General features: G+C 47.4%; 22 protein-coding genes, 1 tRNA gene and 1 other annotated feature. Of the genes, 2 read left to right on the top strand and 21 right to left on the bottom strand.

What is annotated here, in order from left to right; genetic code table 11:
- Window positions 1-3: 3 nt before the first annotated feature.
- Complete coding sequence (locus T3H97_RS16740) at window positions 4-561, top strand: hypothetical protein (protein WP_103049660.1); 558 nt, start codon at window positions 4-6, stop codon at window positions 559-561.
- Between the two features lie 449 nt (window positions 562-1010).
- Here the strand turns inward: T3H97_RS16740 and T3H97_RS16745 are convergent.
- From T3H97_RS16745 to lspA, 11 genes are all read right to left on the bottom strand, one after another.
- Window positions 1011-1084: transfer RNA gene (locus tag T3H97_RS16745), tRNA-Ile, on the bottom strand.
- A 124-nt stretch (window positions 1085-1208) separates the two neighbouring features.
- A complete protein-coding gene (locus tag T3H97_RS16750; protein ID WP_014282411.1) occupies window positions 1209-1373 on the bottom strand; it encodes a hypothetical protein in 165 nt (54 codons plus the stop codon).
- Between the two features lie 147 nt (window positions 1374-1520).
- Entirely contained in the window at window positions 1521-2162 is a 642-nt protein-coding gene (gene pyrE, locus T3H97_RS16755; RefSeq protein WP_328800327.1) for an orotate phosphoribosyltransferase, read from the bottom strand.
- The gene (gene pyrF / locus T3H97_RS16760) at window positions 2159-2953 is read right to left on the bottom strand and encodes an orotidine-5'-phosphate decarboxylase (RefSeq protein ID WP_328800328.1); all 795 of its coding nucleotides are present in this window, start codon (window positions 2951-2953) and stop codon (window positions 2159-2161) included. Before pyrF ends, pyrE begins: the two co-directional genes overlap by 4 nt.
- Before the next feature lie 67 nt (window positions 2954-3020).
- Complete coding sequence (gene carB, locus T3H97_RS16765; protein WP_328800329.1) at window positions 3021-6236, bottom strand: carbamoyl-phosphate synthase large subunit; 3216 nt, start codon at window positions 6234-6236, stop codon at window positions 3021-3023.
- Between the two features lies 1 nt (window position 6237).
- Window positions 6238-7374, bottom strand: a complete 1137-nt coding sequence (gene carA / locus T3H97_RS16770) for a glutamine-hydrolyzing carbamoyl-phosphate synthase small subunit (protein WP_025718621.1) — start codon at window positions 7372-7374, stop codon at window positions 6238-6240.
- A gap of 62 nt (window positions 7375-7436) precedes the next feature.
- Window positions 7437-8759 carry a dihydroorotase gene (locus tag T3H97_RS16775; protein ID WP_328800330.1) on the bottom strand — a complete coding sequence of 441 codons (1323 nt, stop codon included), beginning with the start codon at window positions 8757-8759 and terminating at the stop codon, window positions 7437-7439.
- Between the two features lie 58 nt (window positions 8760-8817).
- Entirely contained in the window at window positions 8818-9732 is a 915-nt protein-coding gene (locus T3H97_RS16780) for an aspartate carbamoyltransferase catalytic subunit (protein ID WP_103049654.1), read from the bottom strand.
- Window positions 9729-10295, bottom strand: coding sequence for a bifunctional pyr operon transcriptional regulator/uracil phosphoribosyltransferase PyrR (gene pyrR / locus T3H97_RS16785; protein WP_043882258.1), 567 nt, complete (start codon window positions 10293-10295; stop codon window positions 9729-9731). The genes T3H97_RS16780 and pyrR overlap by 4 nt, the downstream gene beginning before the upstream one ends.
- Before the next feature lie 504 nt (window positions 10296-10799).
- Window positions 10800-11771 (bottom strand): RluA family pseudouridine synthase, encoded by a 972-nt coding sequence (locus tag T3H97_RS16790; protein WP_103049653.1) that lies wholly within the window; start codon window positions 11769-11771, stop codon window positions 10800-10802.
- A gap of 1 nt (window position 11772) precedes the next feature.
- Window positions 11773-12270, bottom strand: coding sequence for a signal peptidase II (gene lspA, locus T3H97_RS16795; RefSeq protein WP_103049652.1), 498 nt, complete (start codon window positions 12268-12270; stop codon window positions 11773-11775).
- A gap of 236 nt (window positions 12271-12506) precedes the next feature.
- Here lspA and T3H97_RS16800 point away from each other — a divergent pair, with 236 nt between their 5' ends.
- Window positions 12507-13241, top strand: a complete 735-nt coding sequence (locus tag T3H97_RS16800; protein WP_328800331.1) for a TraR/DksA C4-type zinc finger protein — start codon at window positions 12507-12509, stop codon at window positions 13239-13241.
- A gap of 22 nt (window positions 13242-13263) precedes the next feature.
- Here T3H97_RS16800 and T3H97_RS16805 read toward each other — a convergent pair whose 3' ends face one another.
- The 10 genes from T3H97_RS16805 to sigG all read right to left on the bottom strand — a co-directional run bounded on the left by T3H97_RS16805 (window position 13264) and on the right by sigG (window position 22512).
- Window positions 13264-13656 (bottom strand): DUF5665 domain-containing protein, encoded by a 393-nt coding sequence (locus T3H97_RS16805; RefSeq protein ID WP_328800332.1) that lies wholly within the window; start codon window positions 13654-13656, stop codon window positions 13264-13266.
- A gap of 140 nt (window positions 13657-13796) precedes the next feature.
- Window positions 13797-16886 (bottom strand): isoleucine--tRNA ligase, encoded by a 3090-nt coding sequence (gene ileS / locus T3H97_RS16810; protein WP_103049650.1) that lies wholly within the window; start codon window positions 16884-16886, stop codon window positions 13797-13799.
- Between the two features lie 79 nt (window positions 16887-16965).
- Window positions 16966-17246 (bottom strand) — a binding site (T-box leader).
- Between the two features lie 168 nt (window positions 17247-17414).
- Window positions 17415-17924: a DivIVA domain-containing protein gene (locus T3H97_RS16815; protein ID WP_023989434.1), complete on the bottom strand. Its 510-nt coding sequence runs from the start codon at window positions 17922-17924 to the stop codon at window positions 17415-17417.
- A 172-nt stretch (window positions 17925-18096) separates the two neighbouring features.
- Window positions 18097-18879 carry a YlmH family RNA-binding protein gene (locus T3H97_RS16820; RefSeq protein ID WP_220025578.1) on the bottom strand — a complete coding sequence of 261 codons (783 nt, stop codon included), beginning with the start codon at window positions 18877-18879 and terminating at the stop codon, window positions 18097-18099.
- Between the two features lie 8 nt (window positions 18880-18887).
- Window positions 18888-19145: a YggT family protein gene (locus tag T3H97_RS16825; protein ID WP_220025579.1), complete on the bottom strand. Its 258-nt coding sequence runs from the start codon at window positions 19143-19145 to the stop codon at window positions 18888-18890.
- A gap of 7 nt (window positions 19146-19152) precedes the next feature.
- Window positions 19153-19605, bottom strand: a complete 453-nt coding sequence (locus tag T3H97_RS16830; RefSeq protein WP_250239518.1) for a cell division protein SepF — start codon at window positions 19603-19605, stop codon at window positions 19153-19155.
- Window positions 19596-20297 carry a YggS family pyridoxal phosphate-dependent enzyme gene (locus tag T3H97_RS16835; protein WP_328800333.1) on the bottom strand — a complete coding sequence of 234 codons (702 nt, stop codon included), beginning with the start codon at window positions 20295-20297 and terminating at the stop codon, window positions 19596-19598. Before T3H97_RS16835 ends, T3H97_RS16830 begins: the two co-directional genes overlap by 10 nt.
- An 8-nt stretch (window positions 20298-20305) precedes the next feature.
- Entirely contained in the window at window positions 20306-21190 is an 885-nt protein-coding gene (gene pgeF / locus T3H97_RS16840) for a peptidoglycan editing factor PgeF (RefSeq protein WP_328800334.1), read from the bottom strand.
- An 82-nt stretch (window positions 21191-21272) separates the two neighbouring features.
- Window positions 21273-21617 (bottom strand): YlmC/YmxH family sporulation protein, encoded by a 345-nt coding sequence (locus T3H97_RS16845; protein WP_250239523.1) that lies wholly within the window; start codon window positions 21615-21617, stop codon window positions 21273-21275.
- Between the two features lie 112 nt (window positions 21618-21729).
- Entirely contained in the window at window positions 21730-22512 is a 783-nt protein-coding gene (gene sigG, locus T3H97_RS16850) for an RNA polymerase sporulation sigma factor SigG (protein WP_007431182.1), read from the bottom strand.
- Window position 22513: the final 1 nt, after the last annotated feature.

Here is a 22513-nt window from a genome sequence, read left to right on the forward strand (position 1 = left end):
AAAATGAAGAAATTTATATTAGTATTCTTCTCAGTAATCATTGTTTCTGCCTTCCTCCAATTTCCAACATTTGCTGCAGAAATCAATGCAAAAGAAATCCTTAAGAAAAAATATCCTCGGGAAATTGTAACACTGAGCAAATCTACGGATTTAAACGGAGATGGTAAAAAGGAATACTTCCTACTTACTGAAGCGGGTAATTTTTTTCTTGTTAATTCTAAAGGGGCAGTTGTATTAATTAACACAAATATAATAAGTGATGAATTTTTTGAACAGCCTACTATCCAGATTTATCAAGTATCTAAAAAAGAAAAGCACATAGCAATAACCTTTGAATATGGACCATCAAATACACAGTTTTATGCTTATCAATATAAAAACGGTACATTATTTAATAAACTTTCCATTATGGGCGATCAGGGAGTACAAGTTGATATAAAGGGAACCGTTAAACAATATTGGAAAAAGTACAGACCTGAGGGAGGATGGGATTTAGCTATAGCGACGTATTCATGGAGTGCTTCAAAGAATAAGTACCTCGGAGCAGGACAGCTGCCTTAGTTAATCATCTCTATTGAAAAGCTCACGTTTAAAGTCATCTAAGGAAATACACTGGGACTCACACCAGCTTTCAGTCAGTGGAGTCCTCTTTTAGATCTAAAAGTAAACTCACTAGTCCCTAATATTTTCTAAAGTAGCGCTTCCCATCTCCTGTAGGCATAATAACCTTCTGCTCCCTATCCCGTCATTCTACCCGCAATATAGACTCTTCCGCCCATACAATATAGTCAAATCAGGCATCGAAAAGACGATATAACGATCAGCAAAATGATTTCTGAAAGCTGTCCGTTATCAAAGGTATGATTGGGAAACCGATAAGTTATCGGAATGGCATACTGTTCCTGCTGGCGGCATTGTCATAATCGCCCCTTTTAAATGCTACTTCCCTCCATTTTCTCAACCTCTATAAACAGCAAAAAAACCCTGCTACGCAAGGTTTTTTGAGGAAATGGGCCCTGAGGGACTCGAACCCCCGACCAATCGGTTATGAGCCGACCGCTCTAACCAACTGAGCTAAGGGCCCTCAAAAAAATATGTATATTCACGTCGCATATTCATAACAGCAACGTTAATTAATATACAACATTTTCTTGTGTTTCGTCAATAGTCTTTCGCAAATTTTCTTTTAAAAAATTATTTTCGTGGACTTACGGAATAAATCGGACACCATAACGACCTTTGCGCGAGCGGTACACCTCCACTGCGCGGGGATCATTGTAGCCATACATCCAGCCGTCGTGCTCCAACCTTTTTGCCAGACATCCTGCCTGGAATTTAGTCGTGTACAGTCTGCCATAGTAAATCCAATACATCCGAGCTCCCTCTTTTCACATGATGGTAGGAGTTAGTGTAACCGGATCGAATTCGATTTACACGGCCTGAGCCATAACAATCTACAATGGTTAGCAACGAGTACGAATCGCTCTAATCATTAGCTCTGTTGGCCCCTATAGCTCATCTTATTTGCCAAAGGAAGCCGGGTCCTGACGCCAAGAACGCAGCAGTTCCATCTCTTCTTCCTGAATGGTTCCTTCACGCAGGGCAACATTCATCAGGGCTGTATAATTGGACAAGCTTTGCAGCTCCACACCTGCTTCTTGAAAGGCTTGAGTCGCTTTGTCTAGCTGGTAGCTGAAAATAGCCAGTACCGCTAACGGCTGAGCGCCTGCTTGTGCTACGGCCTGTGCTGCTTTAATGGAGCTGCCTCCTGTAGAAATGAGATCCTCGATGACCATAACCTTTTGTCCTGCGCTGATGCGGCCCTCAATTTGGTTCTCTTTCCCATGTCCTTTGGCTTTGTCCCTTACATAAGCCATCGGCAGATTTAGCTTTTGCGCCACCCAGGCCGCATGAGGAATCCCTGCTGTAGCTGTCCCTGCAATGACTTCGGTTTCGGGATATTGCTCACGAATGAGGGCAGCAAATGAGTCTGCGATCAGCTCGCGTACCTCCGGGTAGGACATGGTCAGGCGATTGTCACAGTAGATTGGCGATTTAATGCCGGATGTCCATGTAAAAGGCTGTTGTGGGCGCAATGCCACCGCCTGAATACGTAACAGATGGGATGCAATTTGCTCGGGTATACTATTGAATGTGGTCATACTTGTATCATCTCCTCAATAATGTGTTCCGCTGCGGCGCGTGGGTCTGCTGCTGCGGTGATAGGACGTCCAACGACAATGTAGCTGCTGCCCTGGGCAATGGCTTGCCCAGGTGTAAGCACACGCGACTGATCGCCTGCAGCACTGCCTGTCGGGCGTATGCCAGGAGTTATCGTCTTAAATTCTGATCCACATACAGCACGAATGGCAGACACTTCCAAAGGAGAAGCTACCACACCATCCAGTCCCGCCTCACGGGTCAATTGTGCGTAGCGAACGACTGCATCCTGTATCGTACCAGGAATACCCAACTCCTTATTCATGGTCGTCTGATCCGTGCTGGTCAGCTGTGTGACTGCAATAATGAGCGGCATGGAAAGCGAACTGTCTGCGGAAATAGCTGCTTCTGCACCAGCTTTAGCGGCTGACATCATACTGCTGCCCCCAGCGGCATGTACGTTGAACATATCCACACCTAGGCGGGTAATGCTCTCTGCCCCTCCCCGCACCGTGTTAGGGATATCATGCATTTTCAAATCCAGAAATACGGAGTATCCTCTGGACTTTAGCTGTTCTACAAAAGCTGGCCCTGCACTATAAAACAGTTGCATACCTACTTTTATATAACAGGGAATCCCCTCTAGCTGCCGAATTAACTGCTCAGCCTGCTGTGCATTGGGATAATCTAACGCAACCATCAGCCGTCCTGCCATCTGCTGAAATGCTCCATTCACCGTTCTACATCCCCTTTTTACGTCAATTCGGGTACATTTGCCCGTGATAAAGGACATCCGTCAGCCTAAGCTGATGAATGTCCTTCCCTGTGCTACTTATTTCCTCACATCAATTCGTAACGCATTAGTTGCTCAGGACCGGCATGGATTCGGATGTGAAATTGATCGTTTCCAGCATTCTTAGCAAAGCGCGTACTGTATCCAGTGAGGTCATGCAGACGATACCATTCTCAACCGCTTCGCGGCGGATACGGAATCCATCACGTTCTGGCGTTTTGCCTTTGGTCAGCGTATTGAAGACAAAGTTGGCTTCACCCGTACGGATCATATCCAGGATATTCGGGTTCCCTTCGCTCAGCTTGTTGATCGTGTTCACTGGAATGTTGGCTTGCTCCATAGCAGCCGCTGTTCCACCTGTTGCAATAATTTTATAGCCCAGTCTGTAAAAGCCCTGCATCAACTCGACAGCTTCTTCTTTGTCCTTATCTGCCACTGTAATGATGATCGCTCCAGTGGATGGGATTTTCATGCCAGCCCCCACAAGTCCTTTGTACAGTGCTTTGGCATACTGAATATCGCGTCCCATGACTTCACCTGTCGATTTCATTTCCGGGCCGAGTGTCGGCTCTACACGGCGCAGTTTGGCAAAGGAGAATACCGGAACCTTAACCGAGACATAATTACTTTCAGGCCAAAGACCTTCTGAATAACCTGCCTCTTTAAGCTTACCGCCCAAAATAGCCTGAGTGGCCAGATTCGCCATCGGGATATTCGTTACTTTACTCAAGAAAGGAACTGTCCGCGAGGAGCGAGGATTAACCTCGATCACGTACACCTCGTCTTGATGAATAACAAACTGGATATTTACCAGACCGATCGTTTTCAATTCCTTAGCGATGCTGATTGTAATTTCCACAATTTTTTGTTTCAGCTCGGCAGACAAGTGCTGTGGTGGATACACCGCGATAGAGTCACCTGAGTGAACCCCGGCCCGTTCCACATGCTCCATAATGCCTGGTACCAATACTGTCTCACCGTCGCAGATGGCATCGACCTCTACTTCTTTACCCAGCATATAACGGTCGATGAGCACAGGATGCTCTGGATTGATTTTAACCGCTTCTTCCATGTACCGCAGCAATTCCGTATCGGAGTACACGATTTCCATAGCGCGCCCGCCCAGAACGTAGGATGGACGTACCAGAACCGGATAGCCCAGCGCCTGTGCGGTTCCTACTGCTTCATCAACCGAGGTGACCGTGTTGCCTTTAGGCTGTGCGATAGCGAGACGAGACAAAAGTTGCTCGAACTTTTTCCGGTCTTCCGCTTCATCGATACTTTCCAGACTCGTGCCCAAAATATTCACGCCTGCCGCACTCAGCGGAGCTGCGAGATTAATGGCCGTTTGACCACCGAACTGGACGATAACCCCAATCGGTTTTTCCTGCTCGATGACATTCATTACATCTTCGAAGAAGAGCGGTTCAAAGTAGAGGCGGTCGGATGTGTTAAAGTCCGTAGATACCGTCTCCGGGTTGTTATTGATAATCACTGCTTCGTAGCCCGCTTTTTGAATAGCCCATACCGCATGTACGGTGGAGTAATCAAATTCAATCCCTTGCCCGATCCGAATCGGTCCGGAGCCGAGTACGATAACTTTCTCTTTGCTAGATGGAATCACTTCATTTTCCACCTCGTAAGAGGAGTAGTAGTACGGAGTTGTGGCTTCAAACTCGGCTGCGCATGTGTCTACCATTTTGTAGACCGGACGCAGGTTTTGAGCTAGACGGAATTCACGTACCTCACGCTCGGTTGTCATACTGTCGTTTTGGCCCATACTGCGAATCTCGGCGATAGAGCGGTCGGTAAAGCCTTTACGTTTGGCCTGATAGAGTGTTTCGTAGGTCAGCTCAGACTCTCCAGCGATGATGGCTTCGAACTTGACGATTCCCTCTACCTTATCGAGGAACCACCAGTCGATTTTCGACAAATCCTGAATTTCCTGCTGCTCCCAACCGCGACGGAATGCTTCAGCTACCAAGAACAAACGCTCATCATCTGCTTTAATCAGGCGATCCTTGAGCACGTCATCAGACAGCTGATCGGCTCCCTTAAGATGCAGACGGTGTACGCCAATTTCCAAAGACCGTACCGCTTTATGGATGGACTCTTCGAATGTGCGTCCGATGGCCATGACTTCACCCGTTGCTTTCATTTGCGTACCCAGCTTACGATTGGCAGAAATGAATTTGTCAAATGGCCAGCGTGGTATTTTGCTCACGATGTAATCCAGTGTTGGCTCAAAGCAAGCATACGTTTGTCCCGTTACCGGATTCACAATTTCATCCAGCGTGTAGCCCAGTGCAATTTTGGCAGCCATTTTAGCAATCGGATATCCGGTTGCCTTGGAAGCCAGCGCCGAGGAGCGACTCACGCGCGGGTTTACTTCAATTACATAGTACTGATAGCTGTGCGGATCAAGCGCAAACTGTACATTACAACCACCTTCGATATTGAGGGCGCGGATAATTTTCAAAGAAGCGGAGCGCAGCATCTGGTATTCGCGATCTGACAGCGTCTGACTCGGAGCTACGACGATACTGTCGCCAGTATGCACGCCGACTGGATCAAAGTTTTCCATATTACAGACAACGATGCAGTTATCATTTCCGTCACGCATGACCTCATACTCGACTTCCTTCATACCTGCGATACTTTTTTCCACCAAACATTGTCCGATTGGACTGTATCTCAAGCCAGAGCTGACGGTTTCACGCAGTTCTTCTTCTGTGGAGCAGATACCACCGCCTGTTCCCCCTAGCGTATAAGCCGGGCGAACGATAATTGGATAACCGATTTCGTTGGCAAATTCTAACGATTCTTCCAAGGTTGTTACAATGACACTCTCCGGTACAGGCTGTTCCAACTCGCGCATCAAATCACGGAACAGATCACGATCTTCGGCTTTTTCAATTGAATTCAGTTGAGTTCCCAGCAGCTTGACGTTTTCACGCTCCAGCACTCCGGCGCGAGCCAGTTCCACTGCCATGTTCAGACCTGTCTGTCCTCCCAGCGTAGGAAGCAGACCATCTGGACGCTCTTGACGGATAATCTGTGTTACAAAATCAAGTGTAATCGGCTCGATGTATACTTTGTCTGCCATGTTGGTGTCTGTCATGATGGTTGCCGGATTACTGTTGATCAGTACTACCTCGACGCCTTCTTCTTTGAGCGCTTGACAAGCTTGTGTACCAGCGTAATCAAATTCCGCTGCCTGACCAATGACGATAGGACCGGAACCGATCACAAGTATTTTTTTAAGTTCTGTATTTTTCGGCATATTAGCGCTCTCCTCTCACTGCGGCGGCGATAGCAGCCTGACGCGGTTGCTTTGGATGATTTCTTTTGTGCTCACGGATCATGTCCAGAAAGCGGTCAAACAGGTAGCCATTATCGTAAGGTCCTGGTGCAGCCTCTGGATGATATTGCACCGAAAACGCGGGATACTTGGTATGTTTAAGACCTTCAATCGTTTTATCGTTGTTATTAATATGCGTCACTTCAAGCTCAGTACCTTGGATCGAATCCTCATTCACCGTGTAGCCGTGATTTTGTGATGTAATAAAGCAGCGTCCGCTCTCCAGTTCTTTCACCGGATGGTTACCACCGCGATGTCCGAATTTCAGCTTTTCCGTATCCGCTCCCGAAGCTAAAGCGAACAACTGGTGTCCCAAGCAAATTCCGAAAATCGGATATTCCCCTAACAGTTCAGCTACCGTACGAACGGCATGGGGTACGTCTTTTGGATCTCCAGGGCCGTTAGACAGCTGGATACCGTCCGGGTCCAAGCGGCGAATTTCCTCAGCCGTCGTATCATGTGGAACGACAACTACATCGCAGTCCCGTTTATTCAGTTCGCGCAAAATGCCACTTTTTGCACCGTAGTCAATCAATACGATCCGCTCTCCGTTGCCAGGACTACTGTACGGATGAGGTGTGGAAGTCATAGGAACCTGATTGCGCAGTTCTTCAATGGTCAAGTCAGACATCATTTCTTTCAGTTCTTCCAGCGGCTGGGAACCAGTCGTCAAAATGCCCTTCATCGTGCCGTGATGGCGAATAATCCGGGTAAGCATGCGGGTGTCGATGTCGCTAATGCCAATGATGCCATATTCCTTCAGCAAATCGCCCACGCTGTATTGAGCACGCCAGTTACTTGGCGCCGGCTCGTAATGTCGAACAGCAAAGCCATGGACATAAGGCCGTACCGATTCAAAGTCATCCCGAGTAATTCCGTAATTGCCAATCAGCGGGTAAGTCATCGTTACGATTTGTCCGCAGTAAGAGGGATCAGTAAGCACCTCTTGATAGCCTGTAATCCCTGTGTTGAAAACGACCTCGCCTGTTTTATCACCTTCTGCACCAAATGATGTGCCTGTAAACAGCGTGCCGTCCTGAAGTAACAATCTTGCCTGCATCCCGTCTCACTCCTCTATATTGTTTCCTGCTATAAGGTTCTATTTTTTTTAGTGATTTCTATTTATTTTGCTTCGTCAGCAGACCATACCAGTTTACCGTCTACCCAAGTTTTCACAGGCCAGCCTTTGAGCTTCCAGCCTGTAAAAGGAGTGTTGCGTCCTTTGCTGGCAAACGTTTGCGGATCAACTGACTGCTCCTGCTCCAGATCAATCATGGTCAGGTCAGCTGGAGCCCCTTCTTCCAAGCGTCCCGTATCAAGGCGGAAGACACGCGCTGGATCAGCAGTCATACGACGCACCAGAAAGTCCAGCGTCCACTGTCCGGTAGCTACGAATTTCGTGTACAACAGTGGGAAGGCCGTCTCAAATCCAACGATCCCGAATGGCGCCAGCTCCATACCTCTTGCCTTCTCTTCCTCACTGTGCGCTGCATGGTCGGTTACGACGATGTCAATCGTACCGTCTTCCAGTCCCTCGATGCATGCCTGCACATCACGTGGGGAGCGTAGCGGAGGATTCATTTTCCAGTTAGCATCCAGCCCAGGAATGTCCTCATCTGACAATACCAAGTGGTGTGGGCATACCTCAGCCGTTACCTTGATGCCAAAAGATTTCGCGTGGCGGATTAACCGCACTGACTGCTCCGTGCTGACATGGCATACATGATAGTGTGCCCCGGTTGCCTCGGATAGTAAAATGTCTCGTCCGACGTGAATGGCTTCGGATTCGTTCGGAATGCCTTTAAGTCCGTGGCGCTTGGCAAATTCGCCGTCCGTCACTGCCGCTCCTTCAACAAGCGTGTTATCTTCACAGTGTGCAATAACTGGCATATCCAGTGCTTTGGCCCGCGCCATGGCGTCCTTCATCATTTGCGCGCTTTGCACCCCGACACCATCGTCAGTAAAGCCGATTGCACCTGCTGCTTTGAGCGCTTCAAAATCTGTCAGCTCACGACCCAGTTCGTTTTTCGTAATGGCTGCGTAAGGAAGAACCTTGGCAAGCCCTGCTTCCTGTCCCTTTTTCATTACCAGCTGGACTGTGTCGACATTGTCAGTCACTGGACGTGTGTTTGGCATGCAGGCAATCGTCGTAAATCCGCCTTTCACCGCCGCGCGGCTGCCCGTTTCAATCGTTTCTTTATATTCAAAGCCAGGTTCTCTCAGATGCACATGCATGTCGATTAAACCGGGGATGACCAGTTTTCCCTGGGCGTCGATCTTTTCGATTTCGCGCTCCTGCCCAGATGCCCCTTCTTCCATAAGTAGGCTAACTCCAGCATCCGCATTTGCGATAGCCAAAATCTTTCCGTCGGCGATTAGGATGGATTTCAATTCAGCCTCGCCCTGCTCGTTCAATACGCTTGCATTCATAATTAATTGTTTCATCTGAAATATTCCTCCGCTCAGTTTTCTGCAACTTTTCCTACGATCCTACTGACAGCTTCTACAGCTTCATTGCCCGTTCCATAACCGCCATGCGGATCGGAACCCCGTTTGCCATTTGCGGAAAAATTCGTGATTGTTCGCTTTCCACAACTGCACTATCAATTTCCACATCCCGATTCACTGGAGCTGGATGCATGATAATTGTTCCGGGCTTCAGGTTCGCTGCTCTTTTCTCTGTCAAACCGTACTGCTCTCGGTACTCATCCGCTGAGCGCAACATCCCTTCGGCATGCCGTTCCAGCTGTACCCGAAGCATCATGACCACGTCCGCCTGTAGTGCCTCTTGCATCGAAACATAAGGCGCGTACGCCGCAAGATCAGGTGCTTGCATATTTTCAGGAGCGCAGAAGCTAACCTTGGCTCCGAACTTTTGCAAGGCCCATAGATTCGAGCGAGCGACACGGCTGTGCAGAATGTCTCCTATAATGGATACTCTCAAGCCTTTAAGCTCACCGAAAGTTTTGCGCATGGTGTACAGGTCCAGCAGAGCCTGTGTTGGATGCTCATTGTTGCCGTCCCCTGCATTAACCAGTGGAACATTGACCTTCTCAGCGAGCTCTTGCAGCACCCCGGCTGGCTTTAACCGGATGACTCCTGCATCAATGCCCATGGATTCGAGCGTACGTACTGTATCGTAAATAGACTCCCCTTTTTCCACACTGGAAGCCGCAGCGGAAAAGTTCAAAACCTGAGCGCCCAGCCGCTTCTCTGCCATTTCAAAAGAAAAGCGGGTGCGAGTGCTGTTTTCAAAAAACATGTTGGCCGCAAAGCGTGATTGCAGTACTGGAACCAGTTTTTCTGGTTGAGATTCCCAATAATGAGCGCGATCCAGAATGGACTCGATTTCATTTCGGCTAAGTTCCTTTAACCCGAGCAGGCTACGTTCTTTAAGTTGACTGGCTGTTGTGATCATAGCTGTTCCCCCCGGTTCTGAATGATTGTCACTTCGTCCTTACCGTCCGTCTCTTGAAGGGCTACTACGATTTCCTCAGATTTGGAGGTCGGGATGTTCTTGCCGATGTAATCTGGACGAATCGGAAGCTCACGGTGTCCGCGATCCGCTAGCACTGCCAGCTGAATCATTTGCGGTCGTCCGCAGTGCATCAATGCATCCATCGCCGCGCGGATGGTGCGGCCTGTGTACAGCACATCGTCAAAGAGAATGACTTTCTTATCATGAACCGATACGTCAGCAGGATTCATCAAAAGCTCTTTTCCATTTCCTTTAGCTTCGGCTACGCTACTCCGGTCATCCCGGTAGGCTGTGACATCCAGCTCTCCCCATGGAATTGGTGCGCCTTCAATCTCAGCAATTTTTTCAGCCAAGCGCTGCGCCAGATGAACTCCTCGTGTTCGAATACCTACTAGCACACAATCGTCAATACCTTTGTTTTTCTCTAAAATTTCATGTGCAATCCGTGTCAATGCCCGACGAATCGCAATTTCATCCATCAGTACATGTGTTTCATTACTCATGCTTCCAGCCTCCTCAGGTGATATTCCCTTCAGACCTGGTCCCGTGTTCGGATACAAAAAAGACTCCTTGCCCAAGTTTGGCAAGGAGTCTCGTGTGAACAGTCTTCGACTGTTCTCCGATCTCTCGGACACACTGAAGACATACCGCCGCAGCGGATGCACTGATCAGTGATCCATTCACGTTACCTTGCCAGCCTCACGGGACTGATTTAAAGGTGCTATTCAGGATTTCCTTTGTCCTGCTTCTCATAGTGTGAGATGGTTAGCCATCTCTTGGACAAAGTTCATCGCAACTACAAGAAGTATGACAGATTGAAAATCGTGTGTCAACACCCGTTCAACCGGAACCACCGGAAGCACTCTAATAATTATACAACTTCATTGTATAATTATCCATAGTTGTTTTTACCCATACCTTATCCCACAATAAAAAAACCGCCATTTAGGCGGTTTTACATAATAATTTATTCAGGTTTGTGAATAGGAATGCAAATTATCATTGTTTTAGCGACTACGCAAGGATGCCAGCACATCCTCCATATCAGGAGGGATTGGTCTGTTGAATTCCATGTACTCTCCAGTGGAGGGATGCTTAAAGCCCAGTACCGCCGCATGCAGCGCCTGACCATCCATACGAACCCCTTTGCTGCGCCCATACATAGGGTCGCCAACCAATGGGTGTCCAATAAATTTCATGTGAACACGAATTTGATGTGTGCGCCCTGTCTCCAATTGAAGTTCAAGCAGGGTATAATCCCCCAACCGTTCAATGACGAGAAAATGGGTGACTGCGTGCTTGCTGTTACGTTCCGTCACTGTGAACAATTTGCGATCACCGGAATCGCGGCCAATCGGAGCATCTACCGTTCCCTGATCGTGGCTCAAATGACCGTGAACTAAGGCTATATATTTCCGAGTTACACTATGGTCCTTAAGCTGTGCTGCAAGTGACGCGTGAGCCTGATCATTTTTAGCCGCCATCAGCAGTCCTGATGTATCCTTATCAATACGGTGAACAATACCAGGACGTAATTCCCCGTTGATGCCGGAAAGATCGTGACAGTGGTACATCAGTGCGTTAACCAATGTTCCCGAAGAGTGTCCCGGTGCAGGATGCACGACCAGACCACGTTGCTTGTTAATAACAATAACGTCCGAGTCCTCGTAAACGACATCCAACGGAATATTTTCCGGTACAATATCTACACTTTCTGGCTCCGGTACCGATAATACAATACGATCTCCTTCAGCCAGCTTGTAGTTCGCCTTGATCGCCGTACCGTTCACCAGCACGCGACCATTTCCGATCCACATCTGTATCTGAGAACGAGACACTTCCTTCATTTCTTCGGCGATATATTTGTCTATACGCGTTTTGGCATCCCCGGAATCGGCCGTCCATTCCAGAGATTCACCCTCTAGTTCGTCCTCATAAGACAGACCTGCGGCTTCGCCGTTTTCATTCACTTCGCTCATGCTATGACTTCCCTTCAATGCTATCATTGCCATTGCCATTTCCCTTTTCCCGACGCGATTCCAGCAATGTATCCAAAATAATCAGTGCTACACCGATGACAATCGCCGAATCTGCCACATTAAAAATGGGGAACGTATAGCTTCCAAAATTAAATTGTGCAAAATCAACTACTTCCCCTGAAATAGCTCGATCCAAAAAGTTACCGACTGCTCCCCCAAGCACCAAACTTAGCGCAACAGGAAGTAGCTTTTGTCCAGCCTTGACTGTTTTTCGCAGGTACCAGACGATACCGATCACCACTACAATTGTAATCACGATAAAAAGCCAACGTTGACCTTCCAAAATCCCAAAAGCGGCTCCACGATTACGATGGGATGTGATTAAAAAGAAATCGCCGATGACTGGTATTTGCTCGTACAATTCCATCCGCGTAGCCACCAAATATTTGACTCCCTGATCAATCAAAAAAATAATTAGCGCAATACCAAAATAAATCACTGTCCTTCGTCACTCCGATCCGCTTATATCCGTTGTTGAACCCATTTATTGTAGCATAAGCGTTCTCAGATCGTCCACGAAACCCGCAAGCTATCAAGCTCAGATCATCCATAAAATGAACTCCTTCGCATTTGATTAGAATTTCCTATGTAAAAGAGGTCTTCCCGGTGCAAACTACATGGAGCATACTCAACACAACGCATGCGCATGTAAACCTAGAACAAGGAGAGGATTCCATGTCCCCATTGACGGAGCAACAATTGCAGGGCTTGCGTAACGAACTGCTGGAACGCAAAAAAGAAATTGAGCATCGTTTGCAAGACAACGACCATTACGGACTCGGCGATTCCCAACGCGACCAAACCGGCGAGCTTTCTCCTATTGATAACCACCCAGGAGATCTGGCTACCGAAACCTACGAGCGAGCCAAGGATATTTCCTTACTGGAGCACGACGAATTCCAATTAGAACGCATCGAATCAGCTCTGATGGCCATGGAAAAAGGGACGTATGGCATTTGTGCCGCCAGCGGTAAACCCATTCCCTATGAGCGCCTGCTGGCTGTTCCCTATACCATTTACTGTAAAGAGTACAGTCCCGAAACAGAAGTGTCTAACCGCCGCCCGGTGGAGGAAGAATTTCTCGCTCCCTCGTTCGGCAGAACGAGTCTGGATGAGCGTGATGATCAAAACGGCTTCGACGGTGAAGATGCCTGGCAGATCGTCGAAAATTGGGGTACCTCAAACACACCAGCTATGGCCGAAAGTGGAGAAATCCACAGTTATGATGATATGGAAATTGAAGCAGACGATGATAATATGGGCTTCGTAGAGCCATACGAAAGCTTTATTGCTACTGACATTTATGGACAAAATGTATCTGTTATTCGCAGCTCCATTTATCAGCGTTATATCGAAGATGGCGAGGGCGAAGGTCTACTGGAGCCGGATACGCACGAAGACGAATCGTGAACTTCAAGGTGGAAATCGCTTCCTAATAGGTAGTAAGCTCCAATTGTCGTTGTACGATCCGTACAATATCAGCGATATAATCACCGATAATCGGCAAATTCAACGCTCCGAGCACTTGCAGCACATAAATAATGGTAGCGGCAAAAAAAGTAAAACCTAGCGCGATGCCGATTCCCCGGGAAACGCCTGATATTAGATTTAGCCAGAGCAATCGCCAAGGCTTATTCAGCAGTAAAGCATAATCTGCAATACGTGTCCGTTCCATCTGCTCTGACACAGCACGTATCAGCTTTTCAACACGACTTAATTGCTCTGCCTGATTACCTGTTTTTCTTTTATCTGCGGCTATGGCAGCCCCTTCTCCGTTGCCCCCTCGGAGACTCCTTCCCTGTCTACGTCTTGATCGTGCCGTCATATGCACAATCCCCCTTTTCCCATGGCTGCCCTGAACGCAGCAAACGAGCCGAAGCACGTAACGGAGAAAACCCGTTTCCGATGCTTAGGCTCGTTTTTATATGCTGCCTGTTATTGTATTATGGGACAGGGGGCTTGTAATTATTCCCCAATATGAACGCCGATGGTTTTACCGTTCACTTCCACATGTTCTGCCGGTTCGGCTTGACCAAATGTCACAGTAGTAACCAATACGTTCTCACGCAACACAGAGTCAAAGCTTTCGATGGCCTGACGCAGCTCGTTATCTACATCCAACGTCAACGCCACATATTTTTCAATCGGCAGATCCAGTTTTTTACGATAATCCTGTACCGCACGAACCACTTCACGTACCCAGCCCTCTTGCTCCAGCTCCGGCGTAATGTCTGTGTTCAACGCTACCGTTAAGCCATAACCGGAAGCAGAAGCGAAGCCTTCTTTCGCTTTTTTCTCCACCAGCAGTTCTTCGGCCGTAACTTGCAGCTCTTCACCTTCTGGAGAAGCGACGTTTAACACTCCTTTTTCTACAACAGAACGGGTATCCTCAGCAGACATTCCTTTGAAAAAGTTTTGTAGGAAACCGACATTTTTGCCGTATTTCTTGCCTGCTACTTTCAAATTCAGTTTCAGTGTAAAATCTACAAAGCCGCTATCGTCCGTCTCAACATGAATATGCTTCACGTTAATCTCATCTTTGATGATTTCCTCATAGCCACTCAGTTCAAAATCCTGATCCATGGACAGAATCAACTCGGACAACGGTTGACGCGTTTTCAAACCCGTTTCGTTGCGGACGTTACGCGCCAATTCGACGACACGGCGTGCCGTTTCCATATCTCGTTCCAGTTCCAAATCGATCAAGGACTCATTGGCAGTCGGATAATCATCCAGATGAACACTTTCCCCGTTGCTCAGGTTGAGGTAAATATCCTCTGCAAGCAGTGGTGTAAACGGCGCAAGTAGTTTGGCAGTCGTTAACAGCACTTCGGTCAGTGTACGGTATGCATCCAGCTTATCTTCTGTAAGACCATTGCCCCAGAATCGGTCGCGTGAACGACGGATATACCAGTTGCTCAGCTCATCCACAAACGACTCAATCGCTTTGGATGAGTTCAGGAAGTCATTTACAGCCAGCGCTTTGTCCACTACCAAAATCAGGCTGTTCAGACGGGACAAAATCCAACGATCCAACTTATGAGCCGATGGTTTGAACGGATGCTGTGCCGGATCAAATCCGTCGATATCCGCATACAAGGTCAGAAAAGCGTGTGTATTGACAAGCGTATCCACCAGCTTCGATTTAGCCTCACCTACAATGCCTTTGGAAAAACGTTTGCTATTCCATGGTGCACTATCTGACAGTAATGCCCAGCGGAAAGCATCTGTACCGTACTCGTCAATCACTTCCCACGGATCAATAACATTACCCTTGGATTTGGACATTTTCTGCCCCTGCTCATCCAGTACATGGCCTGTCGCCATGACAGCTTTATAAGGAGCTTTGCCAGTCAGCATAGTCGAAACCGCAAGCAAGCTATAGAACCAGCCACGAGTCTGGTCAATCCCTTCACAGATCATATCTGCCGGAAATTGCTGCTCGAACGTTTCATTATTTTCAAAAGGATAATGATGCTGTGCAAACGGCATGGAGCCACTATCGAACCATACGTCGATTACTTCCGGTGTACGAGTCATTTCGTATTTACCGCATTGGCTACGTACCTTAATATCATCTACATATGGTTTGTGCAGCTCGATGTCTGCTGGTACATCGCCAATCGCACGTTCCCTCAATTCAGCAATACTATGTGGAGCGAACTGTTCTCCAGTTTCCTCACAAACCCAGATGTTTAGCGGTGTACCCCAATAGCGATCGCGACTGATGTTCCAATCCACCAATTCTTCCAAAAACTTGCCAAAACGTCCTTCACGTATATGCCCCGGGTACCATTCGACTTCGCTGTTGTTGGCAATCAATTGATCCTTGATCGCAGTTGTTTTGATAAACCAGCTGTCCATAGCATAGTACAATAATGGAGTATCGCAGCGCCAGCAGAACGGATAGCTATGCTCGTATTTTTCCTTGCTGTACAGCAAGCCTTTTTCGGACAGCATTTTAACAATATCTACATCACAGTCTTTTACAAAACGGCCTGCAAAATCAGTGATTTCCTCTACATAGTTACCTTGAAGATCCACCACGTTGATGAACTCAACACCATTTTCACGACATACCCGGTAATCATCCTCACCATGCGCCGGAGCCATATGAACGATACCTGTACCGCTGGAGTCTGTTACGAACTTCGCACCCAGAATCTGATTACCCTTCTCAACCTGAAAATACGTAAATGGCGGGGTATACGTTTGGCCAACCAGTTCTGAACCGGATAGTGTGCCAATCACTTCATGATCGCCTTTAATTACGTCCTCAACCAGATTTTTAGCAACGATGTATACACCGTCTTCCTGCTTCACACGTGCATATTCCAGTTCAGGGTTGACGGCGAGCGCCACGTGACTCGGCAAGGTCCAAGGTGTTGTGGTCCAAGCCAGTACATATTCACCACTGCTATGCAACTTGAATTTAGCCGTGGCACTCAGATCCTTCACATCTTTGTAGCCCTGCGCTACTTCATGAGAACTTAGCGTCGTCTGACAATCCGGGCAATACGGACTCACACGATGACCACGATACAGCAGATCTTTTTCATGAATTGTCGCCAAAATGTTCCACACGCTCTCGATATAGTTATTATCCAATGTAATGTACGGGTTATCGAGGTCTGTCCAGTATCCGATCGCTTCGGTTAGATCACGCCATTGTTGCTCGTACTCAAACACGCTCGCCTTACATTTTTTAATAAACTTTTCAACGCCATATTCTTCAATTTCAGGTTTATGGGAGATTCCCAGCTGCTTTTGTACACCCAATTCTACCGGCAAGCCATGCGTGTCCCAGCCTGCCTTACGTACGACGCGGTATCCCTTCATCGTCTGATAGCGACCGACGAAATCCTTAATTACACGACCCAGCATATGACCGATATGCGGTTTACCGTTAGCTGTTGGTGGACCCTCATAAAACACAAAATTGGGCTTCCCTTCACGATTTGTGATAGATTTACGGAATGTGTCCTCCTGTTTCCATTTGCTCAGGATACGCAGGTCACGGGACCGTGCTTTTTCTTTAACATCCACTCTGTTCATACTGTCATACTCCCTCTCTGCTCATCATTGATTTCCCTAGCATTTACTAAAAAAAGCAACAAAAAAAGCCCCATCCCTGTAAAGGGACGAGACTGTGCTCGCGTTACCACCCTGATTCCGTAAAAACAGACCATTTTAAAAATACAGTCTCATCACGGCTCTCTGAGCCCCACTCAACTCAGCAGGGCGCCATTATAACGCATGGCAAACGGTGATTGCTTACACACGCCATAAATCTTAAGCGCTTCAGCTCACTTCTCCGGGAGGATCTTCGGTCATGTTCTGAACGTTGGCTTGCACCGAAAGGCCAACTCTCTGAGGGACAAATCATGACGTACTCGTTCCCATCAACGAATTAAACATGTTAAATTCATCGAATATTAAATCAGCAACATCGTTGCCTTGAATAACAACCATCAGCCGACAGACGGATAATCATTGAATTCAGTATAGTATTTACAGTTATAGCCTGTTTAAAGATAAAAGTCAACCCTAACAAAACCTGATAAAAGCTTGTCAAAAATGAAATTAGTAAATTTCTTTCATCTCACGCTCGCGCTCCAGTACTTCGCGTTCCCGGTTTTCAAGTGCTTCCCAGCCGTCTTGGCTCAACAAGTCGAGCTGTGCTTCCACTAGTGTACGAAACCGTGCTCGGTAAATCGATGCCTGCTTCTTCAGTTCTTCAACCTCCAACGCGATCTTGCGGGATTTGGACAATGCTTCGTTCACAATACGGTCCGCATTTTTTTCCGCTTCCTTCACGATCAGTTGGGATTCTTTCTTGGCGTTGTTACGAACTTCATCAGCCGCTTCCTGCGCCACGATAATAGTCTTACTCAACGTATCCTCAATCGTCGCGAAATGATCGAGCTTCTCCTGGACGTTCAACAACTCAGTGCTCAGTTCTTTATTTTCACGAATAACGCCCTCGTAATCTTTGATCACCTGATCCAAAAATTCATTAACCTGATCCTCATCATAACCGCGAAGCCGGCGGGCAAATTCCTTGTTATGTATATCCAATGGCGTTAATGGCATGCCGTCCACCTCCTATAAGATTGACAAAAAATACATTTTCCGCGTCACGACGCTCACTATCATCTATCGGTCATCATACCCCGTTTTGTGAATACTGTACAGAGCAAAATCGTTCCAGTTCTTCGCTATAGCTTAATTCTTTCGACAGAAAGCTCGTGATTCCTGCCTACAGCTATACAAACTTACCAATTTTGACACGGAATCTTCCCTTTTTTGTCATCCCGTCTGTTTCAAGCACTTTGAAACGCCCAAAACCCTGCATGGAAATAACGTCCCCAGCTTTAAGTGGAGTGGATGGATTCTCCTCCACCTTCCAATTTACCCGGCACCGTCCCGCCCGAATCGGTGTTAATATTTTACTGCGGCTTAGCTTGTACACGTCGCTGGCAATACCGTCCAGGCGCAAAGAAGCGACCGTCAGATCTAGCACCTCTAATGCAACTTCCTTCGTTCGCAGACTCGCTACAGGCAACAGTTCTGTCCATACATGAACACGATGTACCTGCTGCAAATGCATTGTCATAAAATCACCGATCTCTGAAGCTACCAATACATGGCACCCATCATCAAGTACATGAATGTCCCCGATTTTCCCACGTTTGATTCCAAGCCCCAGTAGGGCACCTAGATAGTCACCGTGCTCAAGGGTACCTATTTTATGATCGTCAGATGTGATGGAAAGGACCTGAATCCCCATCTCCTCACCGTCCAAATACGAATAATCGGGCGCAATAAGCGCCCGCTTTCGTTCTGAAGCCATGTATCCTCCATCAATCCTAATCGTGACCTTGTCTTCCTTCGAAGCAAGTGTCTCCAATATGTACTGCTGGCGCGGGTCCAAAAAATCAGTCAGCTTCTGCTCATGATAAGCTCCCGCATGACTGATCCATTCGGAAGCGCGATCCACATAATCCCGTTCATCCGGGTGAAAATGCTCATAAATCTCAGTTCGCATAACTCCTCCTAGACGAGATTACCAATTAAAGAAATCAAACCGTATGACGCAAAACGCAGAGCGATCAGCGCAACGATGGGAGAAATATCAATCATCCCGAAGATTGGCGGTATAAACCTGCGAAAAGGAGACAAATACGGCTCCACAAACTTGGCAAGTAAATCACCAATCACACTCTCTCTGGCATTAGGAAGCCATGACAGCAGAACATATGCAATGATCATGTACGAATAAATCTGAAATAGCCAGTAAATTACCTCGATCAAGAAAAGTTCACCTCATTCTGTTAAGTTCTTGTTCAGTGTCAGCCAGTATTTCCGTAATAGAGCCTTGAATCTCAACCGTATCTGGTGTACACAGAAAAATATTGTTCCCGACCTTGGAAATACCACCACCCAGTGCATACACAGTACCACTCAAAAAATCAATAATGCGTAGCGCCTGATCCTTGCGAATTCGTTGCAAATTGACTACGACGGTGCGATGGGAACGGATATGGTCGGCAATTTCCTGTGCTTCATCATAAGAACGCGGCTCATACAGGACAACTTTCACATTTTTCTGTGAATGGATGCTGACAATATTAGTGCCCTTCTGGTTCTTACGTTTATCAAAGCTTGGGGTTTCAATTTCTTGATCTTCCGGCGTATTCATAACCTCTCGCTCTATAACTTCCTCTTCTTCCTGAAGCCCCAGAAAGTTCATGAACTTATTCATTACGCCCAATGGAAATCCTCCTCTCGTCCGACCAGTACGGAACCAAGCCGCAGCCAGGTCGCTCCTTCTTCAACCGCCACTTCAAAATCATTGGACATCCCCATAGACAAGTGAACGATGGGTTCTCTAGTCAAGGCTTGTCCATTTAACCTATCCCGTAATTCCCGTAATCCCCGAAACACAGGCCGAGTTTTTTCCGGGTCTTCCTCATGAGGAGCCATCGTCATCAAGCCAATCACGTCCACATGCTCCAGCTCGCGAATTTGTTCCAAGAAGAGAACAACCGCCTCAGGGGACAAGCCATATTTGGACATTTCCCCAGAAATATTGACTTGCACAAAAGCTTTAACTCGCAGCCCCAGAGCTGCTGCCTTCTTGTCCAATTCCTGAGCGAGAGATAATCGGTCAAGCGAATGTATAAATTTAAATTTTCCAATCACATCTTTAACCTTATTCGTTTGGAGATGACCAATAAAATGCCACGTTCCCCGGTCACCCAACTTGCTCCATTTATCCGCAGCATCCTGCCAGCGATTTTCGCCCACATGCTCCAAGTTGCTATCCAATACAGATGTCATTGTCGCCGTCGAAACATATTTCGTGACAGCGATCACATTAACTTCATCACGCGAACGTCCGCTACGGGCACATGCCGCTTCTACACGGGCATTCACTTCTTTAATTCGTTCCTCCAAAGACACGGGAGGACTCACCTCTCTTCCAGACCAATCCAGCTCGCCATTCTTCCTGTAACGCCATCTTCCTTGCGATATGAAAAAAACAAATCGCTACGGCTGCTCGTGCATAAGGTAGTACATTCGATATGGCTCGGCAATATTCCTGCTTTCATCATAATGTGTCGATTGCATTGTTTCAAGTCAAGTAGTGTTTTTCCATCGGCTAATGGGAAGTAAACAGAACCTTCCCATTTATCATTACCCGGGCAATCATGCTCCAAAACCCGAATTTGGCTCATCACGTGCTCATCCACCTCATAGGATTCAGAACCAATGGAAGGACCGATAGCTGCTAGCAGATCGGACGACTGAGATCCATATTCGTTCTGCATGGTCTGTACCATTTTCAATGCAATTTCCGCAACGGTTCCCTTCCAGCCTGCATGCGCCAACCCAATCACACGGCGCACTGGATCACAAAAATATAATGGTACACAGTCTGCATAAAAGGACGTCAACAAAATGCCAGGTACATTCGTCAAAAGTCCATCTGTGTCCTGAAAAGCGGATGCACGATCCATAAAGCCCCGCCCTCGATCAGCAGCCTTGACCACAGCAACATGATGACCATGAACCTGCTCACCGCACGTCCATGCTTCAGCAGCAAAACCAAGCTGCTCAGCAATGAGCCGACGATTACGAATGACTTTCTCGGGGTCATCCCCTACATGAAACGCACAGTTCAGACTAGCGTAGGGCACCTCACTGACACCGCCATGACGACCTGTAAACCCCGCTGTTAATCCCTGAACCTGTCGCTCCCAAGATTGAATATATAACAACTCCGGTACGGGACGTCCGCCATCTTGCATTAGCGTAGCCCCCGTAGCCTCGGTATTCACTACAAATGGTTCCATTCATTCTCACCTCTACTGCCCAGTGTACCAAAAAGCCGCCGTCGTGTCTTCACAACACACTAAAATACGTAGATCTGCAAGTTCAGAAGCTCCGTCGGTCACTCGGCTCCTGACGTTCGATATACAACTTTCCCTCCCCTTCACCCGGCGGCTCATGCAATCCTTCCAGACGTACAAGCACAACATCCGAACCAATTTTCACAATGTTGCGCCATGGAATAACCAACTCGCTACCGCCTCCAAACCAGCCCATAAAACGACTGCTACCTGGAACCACAATGGCTTCAATTTTCCCCTGCCGCACGTCAATCTCCAAATCACTGATTTGTCCCAGACGTCGACCATCTACAATGTTAATGACATCCTTGGTTTGAAACTCGGAAATTTTCATTGCTCTTACTGACGTTTCCGGTGCACTCACACGCATCACATCCTTTATTTCACTATATGAGCGGAAGAGTCCAAAAAATGTCCTGTAAACGCAAAAACGATCCGAGTAGGATCGTTTTTATCGCTGGAACATTCAAGCATTCATTTCATTAGGACTTTACATGTTTTTGCATTTGCTGTATAGCCGACTTCTCTAATCTTGAAACCTGGGCTTGAGAGATACCGATTTCGTCGGCAACCTCCATTTGCGTCTTTCCTTCATAAAAACGCATAGACAATATCATCTTTTCACGCTGGCCCAGGCGATGCATCGCTTCCCGCAGAGCGATTTCCTCAATCCATGAGACGTCTTTATTTCTGTCATCACTGATCTGATCCATCACATAGATTGGGTCGCCCCCGTCGTGATATATCGGCTCGAACAGCGAAACCGGATCCTGAATCGCATCCAACGCGAACACAACGTCTTCTTTAGGCACATTCAGTGCCTCTGAAATTTCAAAAATCGTGGGTTCTCGCGAGTTCAGATTCGTCAGACTGTCCCGCACCTGAAGCGCCTTATATGCAATATCCCGTAACGAACGAGACACACGGATCGGATTATTATCCCGCAAATAACGGCGAATCTCTCCGATAATCATCGGCACCGCATAAGTGGAGAACTTTACGTTTTGCGAAAGGTCAAAATTATCAATCGCCTTCATTAGGCCGATACATCCTACCTGAAACAAATCGTCCACAAACTCTCCCCGATTGTTAAATCGTTGAATCACACTCAGAACGAGTCGGAGATTGCCGTTGACCAATTTTTCTCTGGCTGATCGTTCATTATTTTGCTGAAGTGATGTGAACAACTCGCGCATTTCTGCATTGGTTAATACCGGCAGTTTGGCGGTATCCACACCGCAAATTTCCACTTTGTTTCGGGTCATC

Origin of the sequence: Paenibacillus sp. LX16, assembly GCF_036252815.1 — a bacterium.
In the GTDB taxonomy this organism is placed as follows: Bacteria; Bacillota; Bacilli; order Paenibacillales; family Paenibacillaceae; genus Paenibacillus; species Paenibacillus polymyxa_B.

Bases quoted from the DNA above. Each gene is read 5' to 3' on its own strand.
- T3H97_RS16740 (WP_103049660.1), top strand. From the start codon at position 4: ATGAAGAAATTTATATTAGTATTCTTCTCAGTAATCATTGTTTCTGCC.
- carB (WP_328800329.1), bottom strand. From the start codon at position 6,236: ATGCCGAAAAATACAGAACTTAAAAAAATACTTGTGATCGGTTCCGGT.
- carA (WP_025718621.1), bottom strand. From the start codon at position 7,374: ATGCAGGCAAGATTGTTACTTCAGGACGGCACGCTGTTTACAGGCACA.
- sigG (WP_007431182.1), bottom strand. From the start codon at position 22,512: ATGACCCGAAACAAAGTGGAAATTTGCGGTGTGGATACCGCCAAACTG.
- T3H97_RS16780 (WP_103049654.1), bottom strand. From the start codon at position 9,732: ATGATCACAACAGCCAGTCAACTTAAAGAACGTAGCCTGCTCGGGTTA.
- T3H97_RS16845 (WP_250239523.1), bottom strand. From the start codon at position 21,617: ATGCGTGTGAGTGCACCGGAAACGTCAGTAAGAGCAATGAAAATTTCC.
- T3H97_RS16800 (WP_328800331.1), top strand. From the start codon at position 12,507: ATGTCCCCATTGACGGAGCAACAATTGCAGGGCTTGCGTAACGAACTG.
- pyrR (WP_043882258.1), bottom strand. From the start codon at position 10,295: ATGAGTAATGAAACACATGTACTGATGGATGAAATTGCGATTCGTCGG.
- T3H97_RS16775 (WP_328800330.1), bottom strand. From the start codon at position 8,759: ATGAAACAATTAATTATGAATGCAAGCGTATTGAACGAGCAGGGCGAG.
- T3H97_RS16790 (WP_103049653.1), bottom strand. From the start codon at position 11,771: ATGAGCGAAGTGAATGAAAACGGCGAAGCCGCAGGTCTGTCTTATGAG.
- pyrE (WP_328800327.1), bottom strand. From the start codon at position 2,162: ATGACCACATTCAATAGTATACCCGAGCAAATTGCATCCCATCTGTTA.
- pgeF (WP_328800334.1), bottom strand. From the start codon at position 21,190: ATGGAACCATTTGTAGTGAATACCGAGGCTACGGGGGCTACGCTAATG.
- T3H97_RS16820 (WP_220025578.1), bottom strand. From the start codon at position 18,879: ATGCGAACTGAGATTTATGAGCATTTTCACCCGGATGAACGGGATTAT.
- pyrF (WP_328800328.1), bottom strand. From the start codon at position 2,953: ATGTCCTTTATCACGGGCAAATGTACCCGAATTGACGTAAAAAGGGGA.
- T3H97_RS16815 (WP_023989434.1), bottom strand. From the start codon at position 17,924: ATGCCATTAACGCCATTGGATATACATAACAAGGAATTTGCCCGCCGG.
- ileS (WP_103049650.1), bottom strand. From the start codon at position 16,886: ATGAACAGAGTGGATGTTAAAGAAAAAGCACGGTCCCGTGACCTGCGT.
- T3H97_RS16805 (WP_328800332.1), bottom strand. From the start codon at position 13,656: ATGACGGCACGATCAAGACGTAGACAGGGAAGGAGTCTCCGAGGGGGC.
- T3H97_RS16750 (WP_014282411.1), bottom strand. From the start codon at position 1,373: ATGTATTGGATTTACTATGGCAGACTGTACACGACTAAATTCCAGGCA.